At 41.5% G+C, this 19364-nt stretch carries 20 protein-coding genes; 3 read left to right on the forward strand and 17 right to left on the reverse strand.

The window, feature by feature from the left end:
* Positions 1 to 71: 71 nt before the first annotated feature.
* From AS29_RS21525 to AS29_RS02085, 7 genes are all read right to left on the reverse strand, one after another.
* The gene (locus AS29_RS21525) at positions 72 to 248 is read right to left on the reverse strand and encodes a hypothetical protein (protein ID WP_197491563.1); all 177 of its coding nucleotides are present in this window, start codon (positions 246 to 248) and stop codon (positions 72 to 74) included.
* A 79-nt stretch (positions 249 to 327) separates the two neighbouring features.
* Positions 328 to 1119: a DUF92 domain-containing protein gene (locus AS29_RS02060; protein WP_035403925.1), complete on the reverse strand. Its 792-nt coding sequence runs from the start codon at positions 1117 to 1119 to the stop codon at positions 328 to 330.
* Positions 1112 to 1678, reverse strand: a complete 567-nt coding sequence (locus AS29_RS02065) for a 5-formyltetrahydrofolate cyclo-ligase (protein WP_035403923.1) — start codon at positions 1676 to 1678, stop codon at positions 1112 to 1114. Before AS29_RS02065 ends, AS29_RS02060 begins: the two co-directional genes overlap by 8 nt.
* Positions 1679 to 1781: 103 nt before the next feature.
* Positions 1782 to 1931, reverse strand: a complete 150-nt coding sequence (rpmG, locus tag AS29_RS02070) for a 50S ribosomal protein L33 (protein WP_035403921.1) — start codon at positions 1929 to 1931, stop codon at positions 1782 to 1784.
* A gap of 85 nt (positions 1932 to 2016) precedes the next feature.
* Complete coding sequence (locus tag AS29_RS02075; RefSeq protein ID WP_035403920.1) at positions 2017 to 4224, reverse strand: nucleotidyltransferase family protein; 2208 nt, start codon at positions 4222 to 4224, stop codon at positions 2017 to 2019.
* Positions 4225 to 4240: 16 nt separating this feature from the next.
* Positions 4241 to 5275: a glycosyltransferase family 4 protein gene (locus AS29_RS02080; protein ID WP_442854512.1), complete on the reverse strand. Its 1035-nt coding sequence runs from the start codon at positions 5273 to 5275 to the stop codon at positions 4241 to 4243.
* 124 nt (positions 5276 to 5399) lie between these two features.
* Complete coding sequence (locus AS29_RS02085) at positions 5400 to 5816, reverse strand: hypothetical protein (RefSeq protein WP_035403918.1); 417 nt, start codon at positions 5814 to 5816, stop codon at positions 5400 to 5402.
* A gap of 185 nt (positions 5817 to 6001) precedes the next feature.
* Between AS29_RS02085 and AS29_RS02090 the strand changes: the two genes are divergently transcribed.
* Entirely contained in the window at positions 6002 to 6352 is a 351-nt protein-coding gene (locus AS29_RS02090; protein WP_035403916.1) for a hypothetical protein, read from the forward strand.
* Positions 6349 to 6822: a hypothetical protein gene (locus AS29_RS02095; protein ID WP_035403914.1), complete on the forward strand. Its 474-nt coding sequence runs from the start codon at positions 6349 to 6351 to the stop codon at positions 6820 to 6822. Before AS29_RS02090 ends, AS29_RS02095 begins: the two co-directional genes overlap by 4 nt.
* A gap of 33 nt (positions 6823 to 6855) precedes the next feature.
* Here the strand turns inward: AS29_RS02095 and phoU are convergent, their stop codons facing one another.
* The 10 genes from phoU to AS29_RS02145 all read right to left on the reverse strand — a co-directional run bounded on the left by phoU (position 6856) and on the right by AS29_RS02145 (position 18230).
* Positions 6856 to 7515 (reverse strand): phosphate signaling complex protein PhoU, encoded by a 660-nt coding sequence (phoU, locus tag AS29_RS02100; protein WP_035403912.1) that lies wholly within the window; start codon positions 7513 to 7515, stop codon positions 6856 to 6858.
* 125 nt (positions 7516 to 7640) lie between these two features.
* The gene (gene pstB, locus AS29_RS02105) at positions 7641 to 8465 is read right to left on the reverse strand and encodes a phosphate ABC transporter ATP-binding protein PstB (RefSeq protein ID WP_035403910.1); all 825 of its coding nucleotides are present in this window, start codon (positions 8463 to 8465) and stop codon (positions 7641 to 7643) included.
* Between the two features lie 40 nt (positions 8466 to 8505).
* Positions 8506 to 9384 carry a phosphate ABC transporter permease PstA gene (gene pstA / locus AS29_RS02110; protein WP_035403908.1) on the reverse strand — a complete coding sequence of 293 codons (879 nt, stop codon included), beginning with the start codon at positions 9382 to 9384 and terminating at the stop codon, positions 8506 to 8508.
* A gap of 1 nt (position 9385) precedes the next feature.
* Complete coding sequence (gene pstC / locus AS29_RS02115; RefSeq protein ID WP_035403906.1) at positions 9386 to 10333, reverse strand: phosphate ABC transporter permease subunit PstC; 948 nt, start codon at positions 10331 to 10333, stop codon at positions 9386 to 9388.
* 77 nt (positions 10334 to 10410) lie between these two features.
* A complete protein-coding gene (locus AS29_RS02120; protein ID WP_035403905.1) occupies positions 10411 to 11394 on the reverse strand; it encodes a PstS family phosphate ABC transporter substrate-binding protein in 984 nt (327 codons plus the stop codon).
* A gap of 211 nt (positions 11395 to 11605) precedes the next feature.
* Positions 11606 to 13732 carry a peptidoglycan D,D-transpeptidase FtsI family protein gene (locus AS29_RS02125; protein WP_035403902.1) on the reverse strand — a complete coding sequence of 709 codons (2127 nt, stop codon included), beginning with the start codon at positions 13730 to 13732 and terminating at the stop codon, positions 11606 to 11608.
* A 137-nt stretch (positions 13733 to 13869) separates the two neighbouring features.
* Positions 13870 to 15162: an MFS transporter gene (locus AS29_RS02130; RefSeq protein ID WP_035403900.1), complete on the reverse strand. Its 1293-nt coding sequence runs from the start codon at positions 15160 to 15162 to the stop codon at positions 13870 to 13872.
* A 108-nt stretch (positions 15163 to 15270) separates the two neighbouring features.
* The gene (locus AS29_RS02135; protein ID WP_035403898.1) at positions 15271 to 15879 is read right to left on the reverse strand and encodes a superoxide dismutase; all 609 of its coding nucleotides are present in this window, start codon (positions 15877 to 15879) and stop codon (positions 15271 to 15273) included.
* Positions 15880 to 16029: 150 nt separating this feature from the next.
* Complete coding sequence (locus AS29_RS02140; protein WP_035403896.1) at positions 16030 to 16512, reverse strand: DUF456 domain-containing protein; 483 nt, start codon at positions 16510 to 16512, stop codon at positions 16030 to 16032.
* A gap of 86 nt (positions 16513 to 16598) precedes the next feature.
* On the reverse strand, positions 16599 to 18230 hold the full coding sequence (locus AS29_RS02145) for a Na/Pi cotransporter family protein (RefSeq protein WP_035403894.1): 1632 nt from the start codon (positions 18228 to 18230) through the stop codon (positions 16599 to 16601).
* Between the two features lie 202 nt (positions 18231 to 18432).
* Here AS29_RS02145 and AS29_RS02150 point away from each other — a divergent pair, with 202 nt between their 5' ends.
* A complete protein-coding gene (locus tag AS29_RS02150; protein ID WP_035403892.1) occupies positions 18433 to 19215 on the forward strand; it encodes a DUF1189 domain-containing protein in 783 nt (260 codons plus the stop codon).
* Positions 19216 to 19364 lie beyond the last annotated feature (149 nt).

Here is a 19364-nt window from a genome sequence, read left to right on the forward strand (position 1 = left end):
CGCCTGGGGGGTCTCGCACTTAATTGCACTAAAGTGCCTAAACCTTCTTTATAATAACAGTCTCAAACATTTTAAAAGAATGCTTTGTGCAGAAACTTATCTCTTACAAATGGAATTCTTAAGGAAAGCCGGATGAAAAATGCGCGCATTGCCTGGTTTCCGAGAATGAGGTTCAGTATACGGTATCTGGATTGAAATAAAAGATAACCTCCAAACAAAACAAGCAGGTAGCCTATTAATCGGTTCATAAAAATCCCTCCTGCTCATACTGTTTGCCACGATTCCTAATTTTATCCGCATCTGGGGTTTTTTTAGCCAGGCTGTCGTTTAGAGCAGGATAACTACTCCTGCTGACAAAGCAGCTGCCATACATATGGAGATCATATTCACCACATCATTATTAAAAAATGAGTATCCTTGAACGACACGGCCTTTTACTCCGCAATGGATTTTCTTTTCCGTTACCTCTTTGCATACAGGACATTCGTACTTTACTTGTACAGTCCCTCCCAGCAGCGTATCCGCAAGGTTTCCACCAAAACCAATCAGCGCAATCATTACTCCCCACTGCCAGTCCAGATTAAAAACAAAAACAGAAAGAATAGCGATAAAACCAGCGCCTGCTGCTGCTGCTGCGGTACCTAATAATGAGACTGCTCCGGACGTTCCCCGAACTGTCTTCTTTAGAGACAGCAGCATGCGGGGAGCTTTTTTGCTAAGTGTGCCAATTTCAGATGCCCATGTATCTGAATTTGCTGCAGCAATCGATGTACAAAAAACAGCCGTCCATAGATCTGCTCCGGTCAGCCAGAACAAAAAACTGGCAATCGAGGAAATGCCTCCATTTGCAATTACCTGGACAGAATCCCGGCGATCACCCTTTTCCAGCATTTCATCCAGCACTTTCTTCTTATTCCGCTTATATTTACTTAGCAGACTGGAACTGGCGAAAAATGCTCCAAGCAAAAAAAGTCCATGAAAGCCATACCCAAGATAAATTAACAGTCCAGTCAGACCTGCAGCCGCTGCTCCGCTTAAAGTCAAAGACTTGATTTTCCATCCTGCCAGTGAAATCAATCCAATTAATAAAAGTCCTAGAATATGTATGGGATTACTCACGGCAATGAAGCACCTCTTTTTCAGTTATGATCCATTTAACTGGAACATCAAAAATTTCGGAAGGAACCAAAGGTAGAACCTGACAGGAAAAGGCAAGCGACACTGTGTCGCTGGTGAAATTTTGCAAGTAACGGTCATAATATCCTCCGCCGTAGCCAATTCGATAGCCTCTGCTGTCAAAGCATAGACCTGGTACGACCATCACATCCACGTCACATTTCTCTACTGGATCCGTCATACTCGGAATAGGCTCTTGCAGCCCGTAATAGACCGTTTCAAGCTGGTTAAATGATGTAATCACCCTGAATTCCATCTCTTTTTCCAGCGGAAAACATTTTGGAACCGCCATTCGTTTTCCCTCTTTCCAGCCTTTTTCAATGATGCTCCTTGTATTCGCTTCCCTATTTTGTGAAATCGTTAACCCGATTGTTTTGGCTTTTTTCCATAGGGGGGATTGCAGTAATTGCTGTTCGATTAATTGAGAGTACTCATGGTACTGAACATCGTCCATTTTCTGAAGCTGGATTTTCATCTGCTCCCGCAAATTTGTTTTCTTCATTCTACTCACCGCTTTTATATGTACTTATTCTATTATATATTCAAGCTTTTACATTCACAGTAAAAATCCAATAAAAAAACAGCAGGAATTAATCCCCTGCTGCTTACTTTGTTTCGCGGTGCACTGTCATTTTTTTCTCTCTGGAGCAATATTTTTTAAGCTCCATACGATCCGGGTTATTACGTTTATTCTTTTTAGAGATATAGTTACGCTCACCACAGTCAGTGCAAGCAAGTGTAATATTCACACGCATGATTATCCCTCCAAACTGTTCAATCGTTAAATCTAATCAGACTTTAACATCATACCACTGAAGATCAAAAAATTCCACTTAATTTTTATTTTTGAAAGTGTTTTATTTTTTTTGAATAAACCTCATTTGTTTTCAATGCTTCTTCAGGCCGCTGATCCATTGTAATGATAGATAAAACAGATTCATTCTTCAAGGAAGCGATTCTGGTCCAATTGCCTTCGCCGTGGTGAATATTAATTCCTTCAGATAGTCTGATCCGGTCAAACTCTTCATCTGAAATTAAACGGCTCAGTACCCTGCTTTCATGCCCGGAGCGGCAGGATACATGCTGGCAGGCGGCTTTAGAATAAAGGCATAGCTTTTCTTTGTGCAAGGAGTCCTCTTCTATTTCTTTTAGCAGGGATGCGAGCAGCTGTATCGGGGTCTCCACTTCAGACAGCTTAAAGCGGTGATTAAAGATTTCGCTTATGATTGAGGGAGTGATCGGCAAATCTCCATGTGCTCCTTTTAATTCCAATGTTTGTTCCCGCTCATTCAGCCGAAAAATCAAAGCCGGCCCTTTACTAAAATCTGCAGGTTCTAATTTTACAATGAAAGATTCCTCCATCAAATCCCGGTAGAACCGATAGGAAAGGGAATCCATTTCTAAACCGTAACTCGGCCCCGAACTTGAGCCCTCCCCAATTCCCTCAGACCGAAGAGAGTGATCATGTTCTTTTGCCAAGCCGGAGATTCTTGTTTTCGTGCCGGTGATTTTACTTGAAACGAGTGTAGCTTTGGAATAATGCGATTCAATCGACTTTTCCATTTCTGCAGGCAGGACCTGCCCTGCTCCATCGAATAGCAAAATGCTGCATACTTGACCTGCAGAGAATGCATATGCACCCATGCGGTGAAATTTATAGCATCCATACCTAAGCGCAGATGGTGGAACCGGATCTTCTTCTAAGTATATCGGGCAGCCAAACGATCGTAAGGAATCAGTAAAGAGATTGGTTACTAAAGCAGAAAGGGCACTGCCGTCACTTGCTGCAATTACACCGGTTTTTCCGCATGCAGCTGAGAACGCCTGTGCCAGTTTAACTGCTTTTATCGTCCCGCCTTCTTCCATGGAAAAATCAATGCGTCCTTTTGAGCAAAAAACCTCTTTTTCCGGAAAGTATTTCGCAGAAAAGGTATCTTCTAGATGTGTTCCTTTAGCAACCCTGGTTGCCGGCCACACCCTCACGTGCTCCTTGACCACATTTTCCCCCTCCATCACTACATTTTCCCCTAAAACCGAGCCGTTATTGAGTACACTAAAAGCTTTTATTTCACAAAAGCTTCCCAAAACAGAACCGATGACATGAGTACAGGAGTGAATTTTCTGATGACTCCAGCAAATGGATCCTTCAATGCGGGAACCTGCTGCAATATGAGAACCCTCGCCTATCGCTGTATATGGACCGATTTTACATCCCTTCTCTATAATCGTGCCTTTTCCAATTAATAAAGGCCCTTCTAAAACCGTACCTTTCTCAATGACGGCTCCCTCTCCTATACAAATTTTATTCTTTGAATCAGTATTCAGGAGACATTTAGGAGACAGATCAACAATCCCGTCGAGCAAGTCAAACTGAGCTGCCTTGTAATCGGAGTGAGATCCAATGTCAGACCAATACCCTTTCGCTTTGAACATGTGAATTCCTCTTTCAAGGAGAAGAGGAAGAATATCTTTACAAATGTCCTGTGGTTCATCACTTGAGATGTAATGAAAGACATCAGGTTCAAATATATACATTCCAGCATTGATGTATTCGCTATACACCTCTGTTCGATATGGCTTTTCCATGAAATTTAGAATACGTCCGGAGGAATGGGTAATCATGCTTCCATATTCACCTGTCTGACTTTTGCAGACGCCAAAAACCGTGCCGATGCAGTCTGAACTTTTATGTGATTGGATGGCAGCATGCAAATCAAAATTTGAAATTGTATCCCCGCTCACAACTAAAAAGGCTTCATTCAGCAAATGCTCTCCTAATTGCAAACAGCCTGCCGTACCTAACGGAGTTTTTTCCTTTAAATAAGTAATTTTGACTCCAAATTCTTCCCCATCTCCAAAATGCTCTTCTATGACACTGCTTTTCCAGCATAAAGCCATTAAAATATCGGTTACTCCATACTGTTGCAAATACTCAACAACATATTCGAGAACAGGTTTATTCAGTAAAGGAACCATCGGTTTAGGCAATCTTGATGTCAGGGGCTGCAGCCTTGTGCCCATTCCGCCTGCCAGAATAACTGCTTTCATATGAACCTCCTTCCTTTCACATGTGCTGCATTGATTTCTTATATATGTGGATTGTCTTTTCAGCTGCAGAGCTCCAGCTATATTTTTTTGATTCATTGTGTGCTTTTACACTAATGGCTGCTGCTTTTTCTGGAAATTTTAATAGTTCCAGAAGCGAACGCGTTAAATCTTCAATATGGGAGCTTTTATATATCAAACCGCTCTCATTGTGCACAACCATCTCAGGAAGCCCTCCCGCATCGGAAACGACTAGAGGCTTCCCTGCCGACATAAGTTCCAGGGCGGCCAAGCCAAAGGGTTCATAAAGGCTTGGTATGCATGCTGCAGCTGCATATTGTATATATCTATTCCGTTCCTCCCCCTTTATAAAACCCGGAAATATGACATCCTTTTGAATACCCAAAGATTCTGCGAGTGCTTCGTACTTTTCTTTACCCGGACCTTCCCCGGCAATGACCAGCTTTAAAGCGGGGAGCTCGCTTTTTATCATTGAAAAAGCCACGAGTAAGTCCTCAAATCCTTTTTCAGGCACGAAGCGGCCCATGGAAAAGATGTATGGATATGCAGCAGGATTTCCCAATGAACTTTTTGAAAATGGTGCCGCCCCGTTATGGATTACAGTTATTTTTTCGGCATCTGCTTTTTGAGAAAGAATTTCTCGCTTCATATAATTACTGCAGACAATTAGCTCATCAGCTTCTTGTAAAAGCTTCTTTTCCATTTCATGGATCATTTTTTCAGCGGGAGTTTTCAAGCTCTTTTTTCTGCCGGTTTCCATGGAGTGGATGGTAGCAATTAGAGGGATTCTGTACATTTTTTTAGCATAAATAGCCGCTCCGGCTGTCAGCCAGTCATGGGCATGTACAAGGCTGAATGATTGATGAAGGGATTGGATCGCTTTAATCCAGGTTAAGTTAATATTCATCATCCATTCGTAGGAATTATCGTATGCCTCATTCTGTAACTGTGGACGGTATATCGTAAAGGAGTCTTGCCTTTCGTATTCTGGCTCATGCATTCCTTCAGGTATCGTAACTAACAATCCATGAATCTCAGCGGAGGAAAGCTCTTGTGTTAAATGGGATACATGCGTTCCCAGTCCTCCCCATATTTTTGGAGGGTATTCTGTTGAAAACATCAGGATGGGTGAATTTTCTGCGAGTGGTTTCATTGCGTTATTTCCATTCTCCATAATCAGTATAGGCGGAAAAATAAGTCTGAAACGAATCAATCGTCTTTTTAGAAAGATCGAAGGAGAGATCTGGTGTTTTAGCTGCAGCCAGCATCATGTTGGAGGAATTAAAAAACAGTAATTTTAATTGAAAAGCATGGAAGCCAGACTTTGTATAAAGCTTCATCTTCCCTGATGAGGAATAAATCGGATAGTCATAGCAGACAGGCTCAATAGAACCATTAGCATATAAAGAAAGTCTCATTATTTTGTATAGGCTCTCATAATCCTCATGCATAAGAATGGGAGAGGCTCGTTGTGTGACCTCCGAAACATGCCATTCGGTGATCAGCAGGGCTGATATTTGTTTTGCCTTTATCCAATCTGTATCTGAAGAATCTTGAGCCCGTTCGAAATACAATCCGTTTCTTCCTCATTTCTTTATTTTTCTTTATCATAATGTAAATTTCACTATGGTACAACTCTAGGAAGGAGAACATGTGAAATTTAACGAAAATCCTATAATTTATAGGAAAAACCATTAAAAAATTCGACAAACTATGATATAAAGAATAAGTGAAAACTTTAATAGAAGGTGAAAATTAAATGGAAATAGTCATCGTGGTATTGCTGGTCGCAGCGATTGCCTTATTGGTGTATTCGTTTACGAAGAAGGATAAGGTTCAGGAAATCGAAAAGGATCTGGATCAGCTTCAGCTATCAGCCATGCAGGAGATTTACAAGCTTAAGAAGAAAATTAAAGTCTTGGAAGAGGAAATTTTACAGGATGACATTCAGTCGCTGTCTCAGGAAGAGCAGCTAGACTATCATATTGAGAAAAAGGTCGTAGCGAAGTATAAGCATGGGATGACGGTTGATGCCATTGCAAAATCAGAAAATATTTCTGTTAAACAGGTTCAGGCCATCATCAAGCGAAACGAGAGGATCCTAACATGAGCAGAAAAGGCATCCAAGCATTCTCCGCCGGAATCATCACTGCTACCGTTATCCTTTCCATTTCTTATTTTCTTACACCTAAAGAGTCAGCCGAATCTGAAAAAGCAACAGAAGAGCAAGTAACTGCCTATCTGGCAAGTGAAGGCCAGGTATCTGTTCCAAGGGATACATACGAAACCCTTGTCAAAACGAAAGAGGAATCTGTATCGGCATCCAGCAAAAAGGAAGAGACACCACCAAAAAAGGAAAGCCCTTTAAAACAGGAAACTTTCCGATTCTTTATTTATGAAGGAACAAGTACTGCTGAAATTGCCCAAGAGCTGGAACGAGGAAAAGTGGTCAAATCTGCTAATGAATTTGCGGATTACCTGATAAAAACAGATCTGCATACAAAGGTTCGTCAGGGCGGATATAAACTCCCTACTGGGTTAAGCAACGAAGAGGCAGCAAAATATCTCATTAAGCAATAACAAAAACTCCGCTGACAATCAGCGGAGTTTTTGTTAATTATTCAAATCGTAGTGTCTGCCTTTTACGAGGTAAAAAATGTTTTCAGATATATTTGTTGCATGATCCGCAAATCTCTCTAAATAGCGGCTTACAAAGAGCAGCTGAGTGACCTGCGGCATGGACTCCTGGCTGTGCTGCGTCAATTCTAGCAGCTCCCTGATTGTCTGCCCGTAAAGATTGTCTACCGCATCATCCATATCAGCGACTTTTTTAGCAAGAACAACATCTTCCTCGTTAAAAGCTTTAATGGATAATGAAAGCATCTCAGTTGCGATGGCATGCATTTTTTTAATGGTCTCTATCGGTTTGATAAGAGGATCATCCCCGATTCGAATAGCAGATTTCGCAATATTTACAGCAAAATCAGCCATACGCTCCATTTCATTCGATATTTTAATGGTGACCATAATCCTGCGCAAATCTGTCGCAACCGGCTGCTGCTTCGCAATAAGCAAAATGGAAAGATCATTAATTTCCTCATCCAGATTGTCGACAGCTTCATCCTCTTCCATAATCTCTAAGGCCTTCTCAATATTTTGATTTTCGAGCGCATCGATTGATTTAGCTAAAGCAATCTCAGTAAGACTTCCCATTTCAATTAATTTTTCTCTAAGCGTATTTAAATCAAATTCAAATTTTCCACGTACGACCATGTTGTCAACCTCCAACTATTTCTTTTATTTCAATAGTTTACTCTTTTTCCTTAGAAAATGCATGAAAGATTCAAATCTCATACGTTCAAAAAAAGCCGCGCTGAACAAGCACGGCTTTTTTTCTATTAGCCGAAACGGCCAGTAATATAATCTTCAGTTCTTTTATCTGCAGGTGTAGAAAAGAGCTTATTCGTATTCGAGTACTCTACCACTTCTCCATTCAAGAAGAAAGCTGTACGGTCGGAGATACGTGCGGCCTGCTGCATATTGTGTGTAACGATGATGATGCTATAGTTTTGCTTCAATTCCTGAACAAGTTCTTCTACTTTTAATGTTGAAATCGGATCAAGGGCAGATGTTGGCTCATCCATAAGAATAACATCCGGCTCGATTGCAAGGCAGCGTGCAATACAAAGACGCTGCTGCTGGCCGCCGGAAAGTCCATATGCATTTTCTTTTAGACGGTCCTTAACTTCATCCCAAATTGCTGCACCCTTTAAACTCTGTTCAACAATCTGATCCAAGACCTTTTTATCGCGGATTCCGTGAATTCTCGGTCCGTATGCAACATTGTCATAGATGGATTTAGGGAACGGATTTGGCTTTTGGAAAACCATACCTACTTGTGTTCTCAACTCTTCAACACGGTAAGATTTATCGAAAATGTTTTGTCCGCGGTAGATGATTTTTCCGGATGTGCGTACAATCGGAACCAATTCGACCATGCGGTTTAAAGTTTTAATATAAGTAGATTTACCGCAACCGGATGGTCCGATAATCGCTGTTACTTCATTTTCATATACATCAAGGTCGATGTTCTTCAAAGCTTGATTGTTGCCGTACCAAAGATTTAGGTTATCTGTTTTATAAACAACGCTTTTATTAACATTTGCTGTATCTGTACTAATACCTGATGTTTGTTTATCTTTCACAACTGTTTTAACTTCCATTGCGAAAATCCTCCTTCACCTATAGAACCATTAAATTGTATTAATATCTTTTTGAAAATTTATTTCGAATCAGCACAGCAACTGTATTCATTACAATCAGGATAATAAACAATATTATTATACCAGCTGCAGCGAGATCATGGAAATCCGTCTGCGGTCTGGAAGCCCAATTGTAAATTTGAATAGGCATAACAGTAAACGTACTTAACAGTCCGTCTGGCAAGTAGTTGACGTATGCAAATGCGCCTACAACGATAAGCGGAGCAGTTTCCCCTACTGCACGGGAGAATGCAAGGATACTTCCCGTTAAGATACCCGGGATCGCAGTCGGAAGAACGACACGATAGATTGTTTGCCATTTTGTAGCACCCATACCAAATGATGCTTCTCTAAGCTGTCCAGGGACAGCGCGAATTGACTCCTGAGATGCAACAACGATAACCGGAAGAATGAGCAAAGCCATTGTGAAACCAGCTGCCATAATGCTTCTTCCAAGTTCAAAATAACGGACGAAAATGGTTAATCCCAGAAGACCGAATACGATGGATGGAACGCCTGCAAGGTTTGAAATATTCATCTGAATAAATCTGGTAAATTTATTCTTCTTTGCGTATTCTTCAAGATAAATTGCAGTCCCTACTCCAAAAATCAGAGCAACAGGGATCGTAACGCCCATTACCCAAAGTGTTCCGATAAAAGCTGCCTTAATCCCTGCGTTAGAGGGGCGTCTGGAAGCAAAGTTATTAAAAAAGTCTGCTGAAAGGAATTCATATCCTTGAGTGAATATCCGATACATTAATATTCCCAGTACAACAAGTGAAAAAAGAGTGGCAATCAAAAAGATTGTTTTAAAGATCTGATTATTAATCAGGCGGCTGCCCATCTTCTTTTCCACTTGAGCTTGATCGACTAATTTCATCTTAGTACTCCTCTCTAAAGCGGCGTGAGATGTATTGAGCCAGGATGTTCATAATGAGAGTAAACACAAACAGTGTCATTCCGACAGCATATATGCTGTAATATTGGGTAGTACCAAATCCTGCGTCCCCAGTGCTTGCCTGAACGATATAAGATGTCATCGTCTGGATGGTTTCTGTAGGATTAAAGGTAAAGTTCGGATTTGAACCACCTGCAAGTGTCACAATCATTGTTTCCCCGATTGCACGGGAAATCCCAAGAACGAAAGACGCTACAATTCCTGAAATTGCAGCAGGCAAAATAATTTTAATTGCCAGCTCAAATTTTGTTGCCCCCATTGCCAGCGCACCTTCGCGGATGGCGTTTGGAACAGAGCTCATCGCATCATCTGATAGGGAAGCAATCATCGGAATGATCATAATCCCAACTACAATTCCCGGGCTAAGCGCGTTAAAAAACGGAAGATCCGGGATCAGCTTTTGTAATAGAGGAGTGACGAAAGTCAATGCAAAAAAGCCGTAAACGATGGTAGGAATACCAGCAAGAATCTCAAGTATCGGCTTAACGATTCTTCTGACGCGGTCTGAAGCATATTCACTCAAATATATGGCTGCTCCAAGACCGAATGGTACCGCAACAATTGTTGCAATCACGGTTACAAGGAGAGTTCCAGAAACCAATGCAGATATTCCATAAACCTTATTCTCATCTCCTGAAGCAAAAGGAAGCCATTCTGTTTTCGTAATGAATTCCATGAATGGAACCTGCGAGAAGAAAATAACGGTTTCTACAATTAACGTGTACAAAATTCCAAGTGTGGTAAGAACGGAAACAATTGCTGTTAGCAATAAAATTACCGGTACTGCTTTTTCAACCAATCTGCCAGAACTATTCTTGGCTTTTTTCTCTTTTATCAGGTCGCGTATTGATTGACCGCTTGACATAGCCATTTTTTTGAAAACCCCTTTCCCTATACATAGGAAGGTGAGAAGCATTGCTGCTCCTCACCTATTAGATTGTTCAGGTATTATTTCGTTGCTTCTTCAAACTTAGTCATTTGCTCTTTTGCTTCGTCTTCTGGAAGTTTAACATATCCAACTTCTTCAGAAAGTGTTGCAGCATTTTCTAAGTAGAATTTAACGAATTCTTTAACTTGCTCTTTTTCTTGAAGAGATTTATTGCTTACATAGATGTATAGCGGACGGGAAAGCGGGTTGTAAGAACCGTCTTCAATTGTATCGTGATTTGGCTCAACAGCTTTTCCTTCTTCGTTTACAACTGGTACAGCTCTCATTGTGTCTTTATTTTCATAGTAGTAAGAGAATCCGAAATAGCCGATTGCGTTTTTATCATTTTGAACACCTTTTACAAGAACGTTGTCATCCTCAGAAAGTGTTGCGGATTTAGTCATTGGATTACCTTTTTTGTCGTTAGCTTCAAGGATTGCTTCTGTAAAATAGTCATATGTTCCAGAATCAGTTCCTGGAGAGTAGAATTTGATTTCTTCTTTTGGCCAAGATGGATCGATATCAGACCATTTTTCTGCTTTTCCGTTCTCAGTCCACATTGCTTGAAGCTGATCTACAGTCAATTCTTTTACAAAGTCATTCTCTTTGCTTACAACAACTGAAAGACCATCGTTCGCAATTTTAAATTCAGTATATTCGATTCCAGCATCTTTAGCAGCTTTAGCTTCTTCATCTTTAATTGGGCGAGATGCTTGAGAAATATCAGTTTCACCTGCAACGAAACGCTCGAAACCGCCGCCTGTTCCAGATACACCGATTGGTGCTTTTACATCAGGGTTTTCAGCAGAAAATTCTTCAGAAACAGCTTCACCGATTGGCGCTACTGTAGATGAACCGTCGATTGCAATTTCACCGGATAGCTTTTTATCTGTCTGTTCTGTTTTTTCGCCTTCTTTAGCAGTATCTCCGCTATTTCCGCAAGCAGCTAGTGCTAGTACAGAAGATGCCATAATAGTAACGGCCATGAATTTCAAGCTTTTCATTATTTCTTTTCCCCCTAAAGTGGTGTTTTTGTCCTACGTGAATAAGAATACCGTTAGACTATTAACTTGGTTTTAACCAAATGTTAAGGTTTTGTAAATTTGTGATGCTTTTTGTCGGTTTTAGGGAAGGATAGTCCCATTTTTTCTCAAAAAAAGAGCACTCTTGATTGAGTGCTCTTATTATGGCAATAGGACTTGAAAATTATTCTAATTAATTGTTTATCGCCTTTTGCTCAATTTTTTCCATATTCTTCTCTTCTAATTTTTCTTTATCATGCTTGGATTTTAGTTCATAGTACTTATCCATTATTCTTTTGCTGATGGTCCGATTGATTGGATGGGAATTGGAACTTTTATCGTACGCCCATGGGACAACTACCGAAAAGGCAATCTCAGGATGATCATTCGGGGCGTATCCGACCATCGTCAGGTTATAGGTAGGCGAGAGGAATTTGCTTTTCACAGGCCCATCATAAAAAGCCTGTGCTGTTCCGGTTTTGCCGGCCGGCTTATAATCTGCACCCATGAAGTATGGATATCCTGTTCCGCCCTTCTCCTGCATGACTTGTCTGAAGCCTTCCTGAACCCTTTCAATATTGCTCTGGCTCATTTCAAGTTTATTCAGGATCTCAGGATGAGAGGATTTCACAACCGGCCCAAGACCTTCTGAAGGAGCGGGTTCCCTTATTTCCCTGACCATTTGCGGCTTCATCCGGTAGCCCCCATTCGCAATGGTCGAAACATATTGAGCCAATTGCAACGGGGTATATGTATCATATTGGCCAATAGATAAATCCAGCAATAATCCCGGTGTGACATCTGAGCCCTGATATCCTGTTGCTTCATTTGGCAGATCAATTCCTGTCGGAACCCCAAGGCCGAATTGGCTGTAATAATTCCGAAGAACACTGAATGCCCCTGTATCAAGCGGCAGAGACCCGTTTTTCTTATACTTTCCTCCAGCCATTTCAATGACCGTTTTAAACATGTAAACATTTGAAGAACGCTTCAGTGCTTCAAGATCATTAATGCTTCCCATGGTTTCATGTGATTTTTTTGGAGGGGAGCCTTTAATGAAAAGCGGTTCATCCAGCAAAGTGGTGCCGGGTTTGATTGCTCCGGACTGATAGCCTGAAAGAACGGTCGCCCCCTTGACGGCAGAGCCCATTGTATAAGAAGAAGTCATTGCACCGAGTGAGAAATCCTTCATTTTTTGCACCCCGCTGCGATCCTTTACAATTTGCTTGCCTGCCATGGAGAGCACCTCTCCATCTCTTGGATCCATCATAACAACAAATGCCCGATCCAAAAGCTCAGTGCCTGATTCTTTTTTTGCGGCCTTGAGCTCTTCTTCAATAATTTTTTCCACTTCTATTTGAAGTTCAATATCCATGGTCAGAATTAGATCTTTTCCGCTTTTGCCCTCTGAAATCATTTGAGTATCCAGGATATTTCCTTCGCGGTCCGTCATATTCTTGGCCCGTGCCTTCTCACCTTGGAGGACATCTTCATACTCCATTTCAAGGTAGCTGGTCCCAACCCTGTCATTAAGGCTGTATCCTTTAGCCAGAAATGTGTCCCTCTGCTCCTTTGGTAACCCTTGCTCAGGTGAGGAGATGTTGCCAATCATCGTGCGCAGCATTGTATCAAATGGATATTTCCGTTCCCAGTCTGTTGTAACGTCCACTCCTGGAAGCTCATCAAGATGTTCGCTTACCGTTGCGAATTCCTTCGGTGAAACGCCTTTATTTTTAATAATTTGCGGAGTCATGGCATATCCGGCATCCATTTGCCGTTTAATAGCGAGTATTTCAAGTTCTTTTTGAGATACCCTTGCTAAATCTTCCTTTGTAATTCGGCTTAGCTGAAGATCGTACAACTGGTCTTCAGAAATCTTGCCTTCCCCTGCCTTTTGTCTGTCTTCATCCGTTATTTTATTTTCTGCTTCATCAGGACGTGTAATCATCCAATAATCTTTTAAATCTCTTTCTGTAATCTTATCTGTTTTTTGATCAATCATTTTCGCCAGGATTTTAGCAATAGCCAGCCGTTCTTCCTGGCTTGTCGCCGAAGATCTGGTGTATGTAATCGCGTTAAGCGGCTCATTGTCCACTAAAGTACTATAATTCCTGTCGTACATTTTCCCTCTCGGTACTGTAGAACTCACATCGACTTCTTCTTTCCGGTCGAGTTCCTTCTGGTAGTCCTGGCCATAGACGATCTGTACAATGCCAAGTCTGAGAACGATTCCGCAAAAAACGAGGAATACGATCAGGAAGAGGACATTTAGGCGGACCGGCATAAACCTTTTTCTTCTGCTTTTCTTCTCTTTCGTCATTTTACACCACCTTTTAAAGCATTTTTCCAGAATGATGAAAGAAAGACACCCTGTGAGGGTGCCTTGTCTATTGTATTATTTTTTCAGTATCATTTCTACTCTGGCACTGGATTGTTACAGAATTGTAAGGAATACAGTTAAGTTCCGTTTTCTCCATCCATTAAATTGGATTCTGCAGCAAGAATTTCTCCATCTTCCTTATTAATGGTTTCAGCAGGCTCATGCAGATGAATTCTCCTCACAAACAGGTAAATGAGAGCGTGTCCTGCTCCAATGACCGCCAAATACACAGGAAGTGACTTCTGAACATCAAAAAGCATGACGACTGCAATAAACCCTGCTATCGAAACAACCCGTCCTGCATTTAAAAACAGCTCTCTGATTACCATATACTCCACTCTGGCACCAGCCGCGTTCCATGCTCTCCCAATTACATCATAGGTAAGCGATACATACGGGACGAGCAGCATAGGATAGGCAATCGCAATACAAACTGCATAAATCAGCAGGTTTTGATAAGACATGTTAAAAAGAATCAGGAAGATGGAGAAATAAAGCAGCAGGCCCCCTGCCAATATGGCTTTTTTTCGGATTTTTTTCGTGATCACTCTCGATGCTGCATAGTAAGCGATAAAAGCAACCGCTGAGTTAATCATTCCAAACGTACCTAAAGCCAGTTCACTTCCGGTGGTGATAAAAACGAACACCCCTATTACAAAAATAAATGTACCTTCCCGCAACCCTTGAAAGAAGTGCGCAATCGTAATCAGCTTCCAGTTCGGATTATTTTTCCTTTCAAGATAGACTTCTTTTATCAGGTATTGTCCGTGAGATGGTCTTCTCTTAATAAGAAGACTCATTCCTACTGCACAGGCAAATAAAATTAAGGAAATCGCGAAAATGATTTTATAGCCGCTATTACCGGCAAATAAGGAAATAACCAGTCCTGCCGCAATGGGCCCCACCATTCCTGCTGAGGAGGTTAAAATCCCTAAAAATCCGTTAAAAAAATCCCTTGTTTCAGGTTCGGTTATTTCAAAAGTCAGTACATTAAAGGCAAGCCAGTAAAATCCATACCCAATTCCAAGAAGGGCTCCCATTAATACTAAAAATTGATTGGCATGGCTTCCTATGATGAGCACAAGGATATAAAAGATGGAAAGAAAAAGGACACCAAGCCGAAGTACGATCACACGATCGATTTTCTTGGCCCACCGTCCAGCTAATATAAATGTGAGCGGCTGCATAATGACAATTGTTAAATTGTATATACCAAGGTCAGCAAATTCACCCGTCTGTTTCCAAAGGAATACATTTACGAAGGAGTTGGACAGCGCAATACTTAGGGAATATAGACCGCCAATCGTTAACAGCATCAACAGGTCTTTATTGATTTCGATATTACCGATAAGTTTTTGCAATTTAGGCATAGCAAAACTTCCTTTCTGTCTCGTACTAGTGTGGCACGAAGAAAGGGAGTTATGTATTTAAAATCAATGCAAAAAAAAGAAGCAGGAAACATCCTGCTTCAGTAAAACTTATTTTGCAGCTTCGTAGCGTTTTGAAACCTCATCCCAGTTTACAACATTCCAGAAAGAGCTGATATAATCGGGACGGCGGTTTTGATAATTTAAGTAATAAGCATGTTCCCAAACATCAAGTCCAAGCACAGGCGTTTTGCCTTCCATGATTGGAGAATCCTGGTTTGGCGTGCTTGTCACTTCAAGTTCGCCATTGTTTACAACAAGCCAAGCCCAGCCGGACCCGAAACGTGTTGTTGCAGCCTTTGCAAATTCTTCTTTAAATGCGTCAAATCCGCCAAATTTGCTGCTGATTGCGTCAGCAAGAGCGCCGGCTGGCTCTCCGCCTCCGTTTGGAGAAAGGATTTGCCAGAAGAATGAATGGTTTGAGTGACCGCCGCCATTGTTGCGTACAGCCGTTCTTTTTTCTTCAGGAACTGCGTCCAGGTTGGAGATTAGTTCGTCAATGCTTTTACCTGCAAGGTCTTCATGTCCTTCAAGTGCAGCATTCACGTTTGTTACATACGTATTATGATGTTTCGTGTGATGAATGTTCATTGTTTCCTTGTCGATATGAGGCTCCAATGCATCATAAGCGTAAGGCAATTGCGGAAGTTCGTAAGCCATTTAAAATCTCCTCCTTAATAAATTATGTATTCCAGCAAAAGGACCAAGTCTTATGCTTTCTGGAATCAGCGTACCAAATTTAATCAAATGTTTCAATGAATATGATTGGCTTTTGGCACCGTTATCATTTCCATGAGTTAAGGAATGATTTTACAGAACGACAAATAGGAAGTAACCGATCATGATCAGCTGAATGACGCTTTTGGCAAATACGCCTGATATAAATCCAATAAGTGAACCAATTCCGACTTTTACAGAGGTAGTAAAGTCTTTTTTGTGCACAATCAGTTCTGCTATCACCGCTCCAATGAATGGACCAATCAGAATTCCCGCAATCGGAATCGCAAAAGGCCCGACAAGAAGTCCAATCGTACTTCCCCAAATTGCCGCCTTGCTCCCTCCGACTTTTTTAATGCCAATTAAGTTGGTTACATAATCTGCAGCGAACAGCACTGCAACAAAAATCCCTTCGACAATCCAGAATGTGTAGCCGAATTCATCGAATCCGTAGAACAATCCATAAAGCAGGAATCCCCCGACAATGAACACGACGCTTGGAATGATTGGGTAAATCAGTCCTGCGAAAGCAATAACAAATGCTGCAATGATTAATGCCCAATATAAGAAGTCCATTCTTTTTATCCTCCATTATAAAAATAAGAGCAAACGCACATTGTGCCCTTGCTTTCATTATATCTTAAACGGATTATTATTAACCTTTATTTCCGGTAACCTAAAACAGCTTCCGCAACATTTACACAGTGATCGCCAATTCGCTCCAGATTACTCACGATATCAACATAAACCATCCCTGCCTGTGCCGAGCACTCACCATTATTCATTCTGATGATATGCTTTTTCCTGAGTGTCCTCTCCATCCGGTCAATCCGGTCTTCCGCTTCAAGAACACGGTTGGCAAGTCCCATATCACGGTCATCAAGAGACTGAACGGCATGTTCAAGCGTTTTAACGGTAAGATCGAACATTTCCTCCAGGTCTTCGATCGCTTCATTTGTTATTTTCACTTTGTTCGATAGCTTATAGTCCACTAATTCAATGATATTTTCGAAATGATCGCCTACCCGCTCAATATCCCTGACCGTGTCAATTAAAACAGAGTGTTCAGCCGACTCATTCTCATCCATTTCATTGCGTGATATAAGGATTAAATAGTCCGTAATTTTGCGGTCAAGATTGTTGATCACTTCTTCAAACTGGATTGCAGATTGTGCATGCTTCTGCTGATTGGTTTTTAAATAGCTGTTCGCTTCTTTTAGCCCCTGTACGGAGAAGCGTCCCATCCTCAGTACTTCTTCTTTTGCCTGTCCAAGTGCAATGGATGATGATTGTTCTATAAATAAAGGATCCAAATGCTTAGTCCGGTATTCAATAGACGGATCTTCACCGGGAATAATCTTTGATGCCGCCCAGGCAAGGGCGCCGATAAATGGAAGCTGAATAAGTGCATTTGTGACATTAAAAGTACCATGGGCAAAAGCAATCGTCATTGCCGGACTTAAAGTGAGATTTGTCTCCAGAGATTCAATAAAAATGGTGTACAATGGCAACACAATAAGAAAGATTGAAGTTCCTGCCAGGTTAAAGATGACATGAGCCATTGCTGCCCTTCTTGCAGCCAATGAAGCACCGATTGATGCGAGCACTGCCGTAATCGTTGTGCCAATATTATCTCCGAACATGACAGGAAGCGCTCCATGCAAATCGATAAGATTCTGGCCGTATAACTCCTGAACGATACCGATTGTCGCACTTGAGCTTTGTACTAAACCTGTCAGGATCGTTCCCGCTAAAACGCCAAGGAGCGGGTTAGAGCTTAGTCCTACAGTTAAATCTTGAAACAGAGACAGGGTTCCAAGCGGCTTCATACCGTTCCCCATTAATTCTAAACCAAAAAAAAGAGCCCCAAAACCAAATACGACTTGTCCGGCATAATGAACCTTTTTATTTTTAATGAAATACAAAAGGATGGCTCCTGCAGCTAGTATCGGAAGTGAATATTCCGACACGTGGAATCCAATTATGAAGGCTGTTACAGTGGTGCCGATATTTGCTCCCATAATGACTCCAATGGCTTGCCGTAAATTCATAAACCCCGCACTGACCAGACCGACGGCTATGACCGTCGTTCCGCTGCTTGATTGAATCAATACGGTAACAGCCATTCCAGCAAGAACTGCCATAACAGGGTTGGTTGTAACCCGGTCGAGCATATCGCGCAGCCGGTTACCCGCGAAACGCTGCAATCCTTCTCCCATATATTTTATTCCAAATAAAAAGATCCCCAGTCCCCCCACAAATTCAAAAATCACTCGTTGGAGATCTAATTCCATCCGTATTTCCCTCCAGCTTTCTCTCTTTATTACGTTAATCAAGTCAATTATTAATGAATTGTGTATTTATTGTAAAGCTTTTTCGGTAAAAAGACGCATATTTTTACAAACATGGATATTTTCATTCAGCAGGACGAAACTTGTTTATGCAGCTGCCCAAGAGTAAAATGAAATAGGATTTAATGATAAAGGAAGTGAACACATGAACCTATTCAAACAGCTAGCAAAAAGTCTATACTCTCCGAAAGATATTGCTTCGTTCCGGTTTCAGGGAATTGGAAAAACGATTCTTTATGTATTCGTATTGAGTCTCGCAGCCATCGTGCCTGCTTCGATTTTTTTGGGCCTTACAATCAGCAGCAGCATCACGGCTGCCCAGCAGACCATTCAAAGCGATCTTCCAAGCTTCGCAATTAAAAATGGAGAACTCACGGCCGAAACGGATAAACCTCTTGAAATAAAGGATGGAGAACTTTTCATTGTGCTGGACCCCACCGGATCGTTTACCTCAAAGGAACTTGAACTAAAACAGAATGCAGTTGGAATCCTTCAAAAGGAATTTGTTCTTGTTTCCAACGGTACTGCCCAGTCCATTCCATATAATAGTGCCGGCAACTTCAGCATTACAAAGGATCAGATTGTCAATTTTGCAGATCAAACCGGGCAGCTAAAGTCCGTTATCATTGGTGCTGCCATCGTTCTGCTTTATCTAATCTCTTCTTTTTCTAAGTTTGTAGAAGTGACGATTCTGGCTTTATTAGGGCTAATGATCCGCAGCATGCTGAAGAAAAAAGTGAATTACAAGCAATCCTGGGTTATGTCTGCCTATTCTGTCACTCTTGCAACACTGTTTCTAACCATTATGAATGCTCTACAGGCAGCGGTACCGAGCCAGGGCCTTGTCATATGGTTCGTTCATCTGGTTATGCTTTATCTCTCAATAAAAGAGGTTCCTTCAAAGAAAGAACCCGCAGTCATCGTTTAATTATAAAAACGGCCAAGCGTGCATTCGCTTCGGCCGTTTTTTAGTTCAAGGCTCTGTTAAAGCCTGATGTAGATGATTAACACCTGTTGATTGGAGTGGAAGGCGCGAGACTTCGTGCTAAGAGCAGCGGGACAGGTGAGACCCCGCAG

It is taken from the genome of Bacillus sp. SJS, assembly GCF_000732485.2.
GTDB lineage: Bacteria > Bacillota > Bacilli > Bacillales > Bacillaceae > Metabacillus_B > Metabacillus_B sediminis.

Coding starts and splice junctions, on each gene's coding strand:
- AS29_RS21525 (WP_197491563.1), bottom strand. CDS start 248: ATGAACCGATTAATAGGCTACCTGCTTGTTTTGTTTGGAGGTTATCTT.
- AS29_RS02065 (WP_035403923.1), bottom strand. CDS start 1,678: ATGAAGAAAACAAATTTGCGGGAGCAGATGAAAATCCAGCTTCAGAAA.
- rpmG (WP_035403921.1), bottom strand. CDS start 1,931: ATGCGTGTGAATATTACACTTGCTTGCACTGACTGTGGTGAGCGTAAC.
- AS29_RS02075 (WP_035403920.1), bottom strand. CDS start 4,224: ATGAAAGCAGTTATTCTGGCAGGCGGAATGGGCACAAGGCTGCAGCCC.
- AS29_RS02090 (WP_035403916.1), top strand. CDS start 6,002: ATGGAAATAGTCATCGTGGTATTGCTGGTCGCAGCGATTGCCTTATTG.
- AS29_RS02095 (WP_035403914.1), top strand. CDS start 6,349: ATGAGCAGAAAAGGCATCCAAGCATTCTCCGCCGGAATCATCACTGCT.
- phoU (WP_035403912.1), bottom strand. CDS start 7,515: ATGGTCGTACGTGGAAAATTTGAATTTGATTTAAATACGCTTAGAGAA.
- pstB (WP_035403910.1), bottom strand. CDS start 8,465: ATGGAAGTTAAAACAGTTGTGAAAGATAAACAAACATCAGGTATTAGT.
- pstA (WP_035403908.1), bottom strand. CDS start 9,384: ATGAAATTAGTCGATCAAGCTCAAGTGGAAAAGAAGATGGGCAGCCGC.
- pstC (WP_035403906.1), bottom strand. CDS start 10,333: ATGGCTATGTCAAGCGGTCAATCAATACGCGACCTGATAAAAGAGAAA.
- AS29_RS02120 (WP_035403905.1), bottom strand. CDS start 11,394: ATGAAAAGCTTGAAATTCATGGCCGTTACTATTATGGCATCTTCTGTA.
- AS29_RS02125 (WP_035403902.1), bottom strand. CDS start 13,732: ATGACGAAAGAGAAGAAAAGCAGAAGAAAAAGGTTTATGCCGGTCCGC.
- AS29_RS02130 (WP_035403900.1), bottom strand. CDS start 15,162: ATGCCTAAATTGCAAAAACTTATCGGTAATATCGAAATCAATAAAGAC.
- AS29_RS02135 (WP_035403898.1), bottom strand. CDS start 15,879: ATGGCTTACGAACTTCCGCAATTGCCTTACGCTTATGATGCATTGGAG.
- AS29_RS02140 (WP_035403896.1), bottom strand. CDS start 16,512: ATGGACTTCTTATATTGGGCATTAATCATTGCAGCATTTGTTATTGCT.
- AS29_RS02145 (WP_035403894.1), bottom strand. CDS start 18,230: ATGGAATTAGATCTCCAACGAGTGATTTTTGAATTTGTGGGGGGACTG.
- AS29_RS02150 (WP_035403892.1), top strand. CDS start 18,433: ATGAACCTATTCAAACAGCTAGCAAAAAGTCTATACTCTCCGAAAGAT.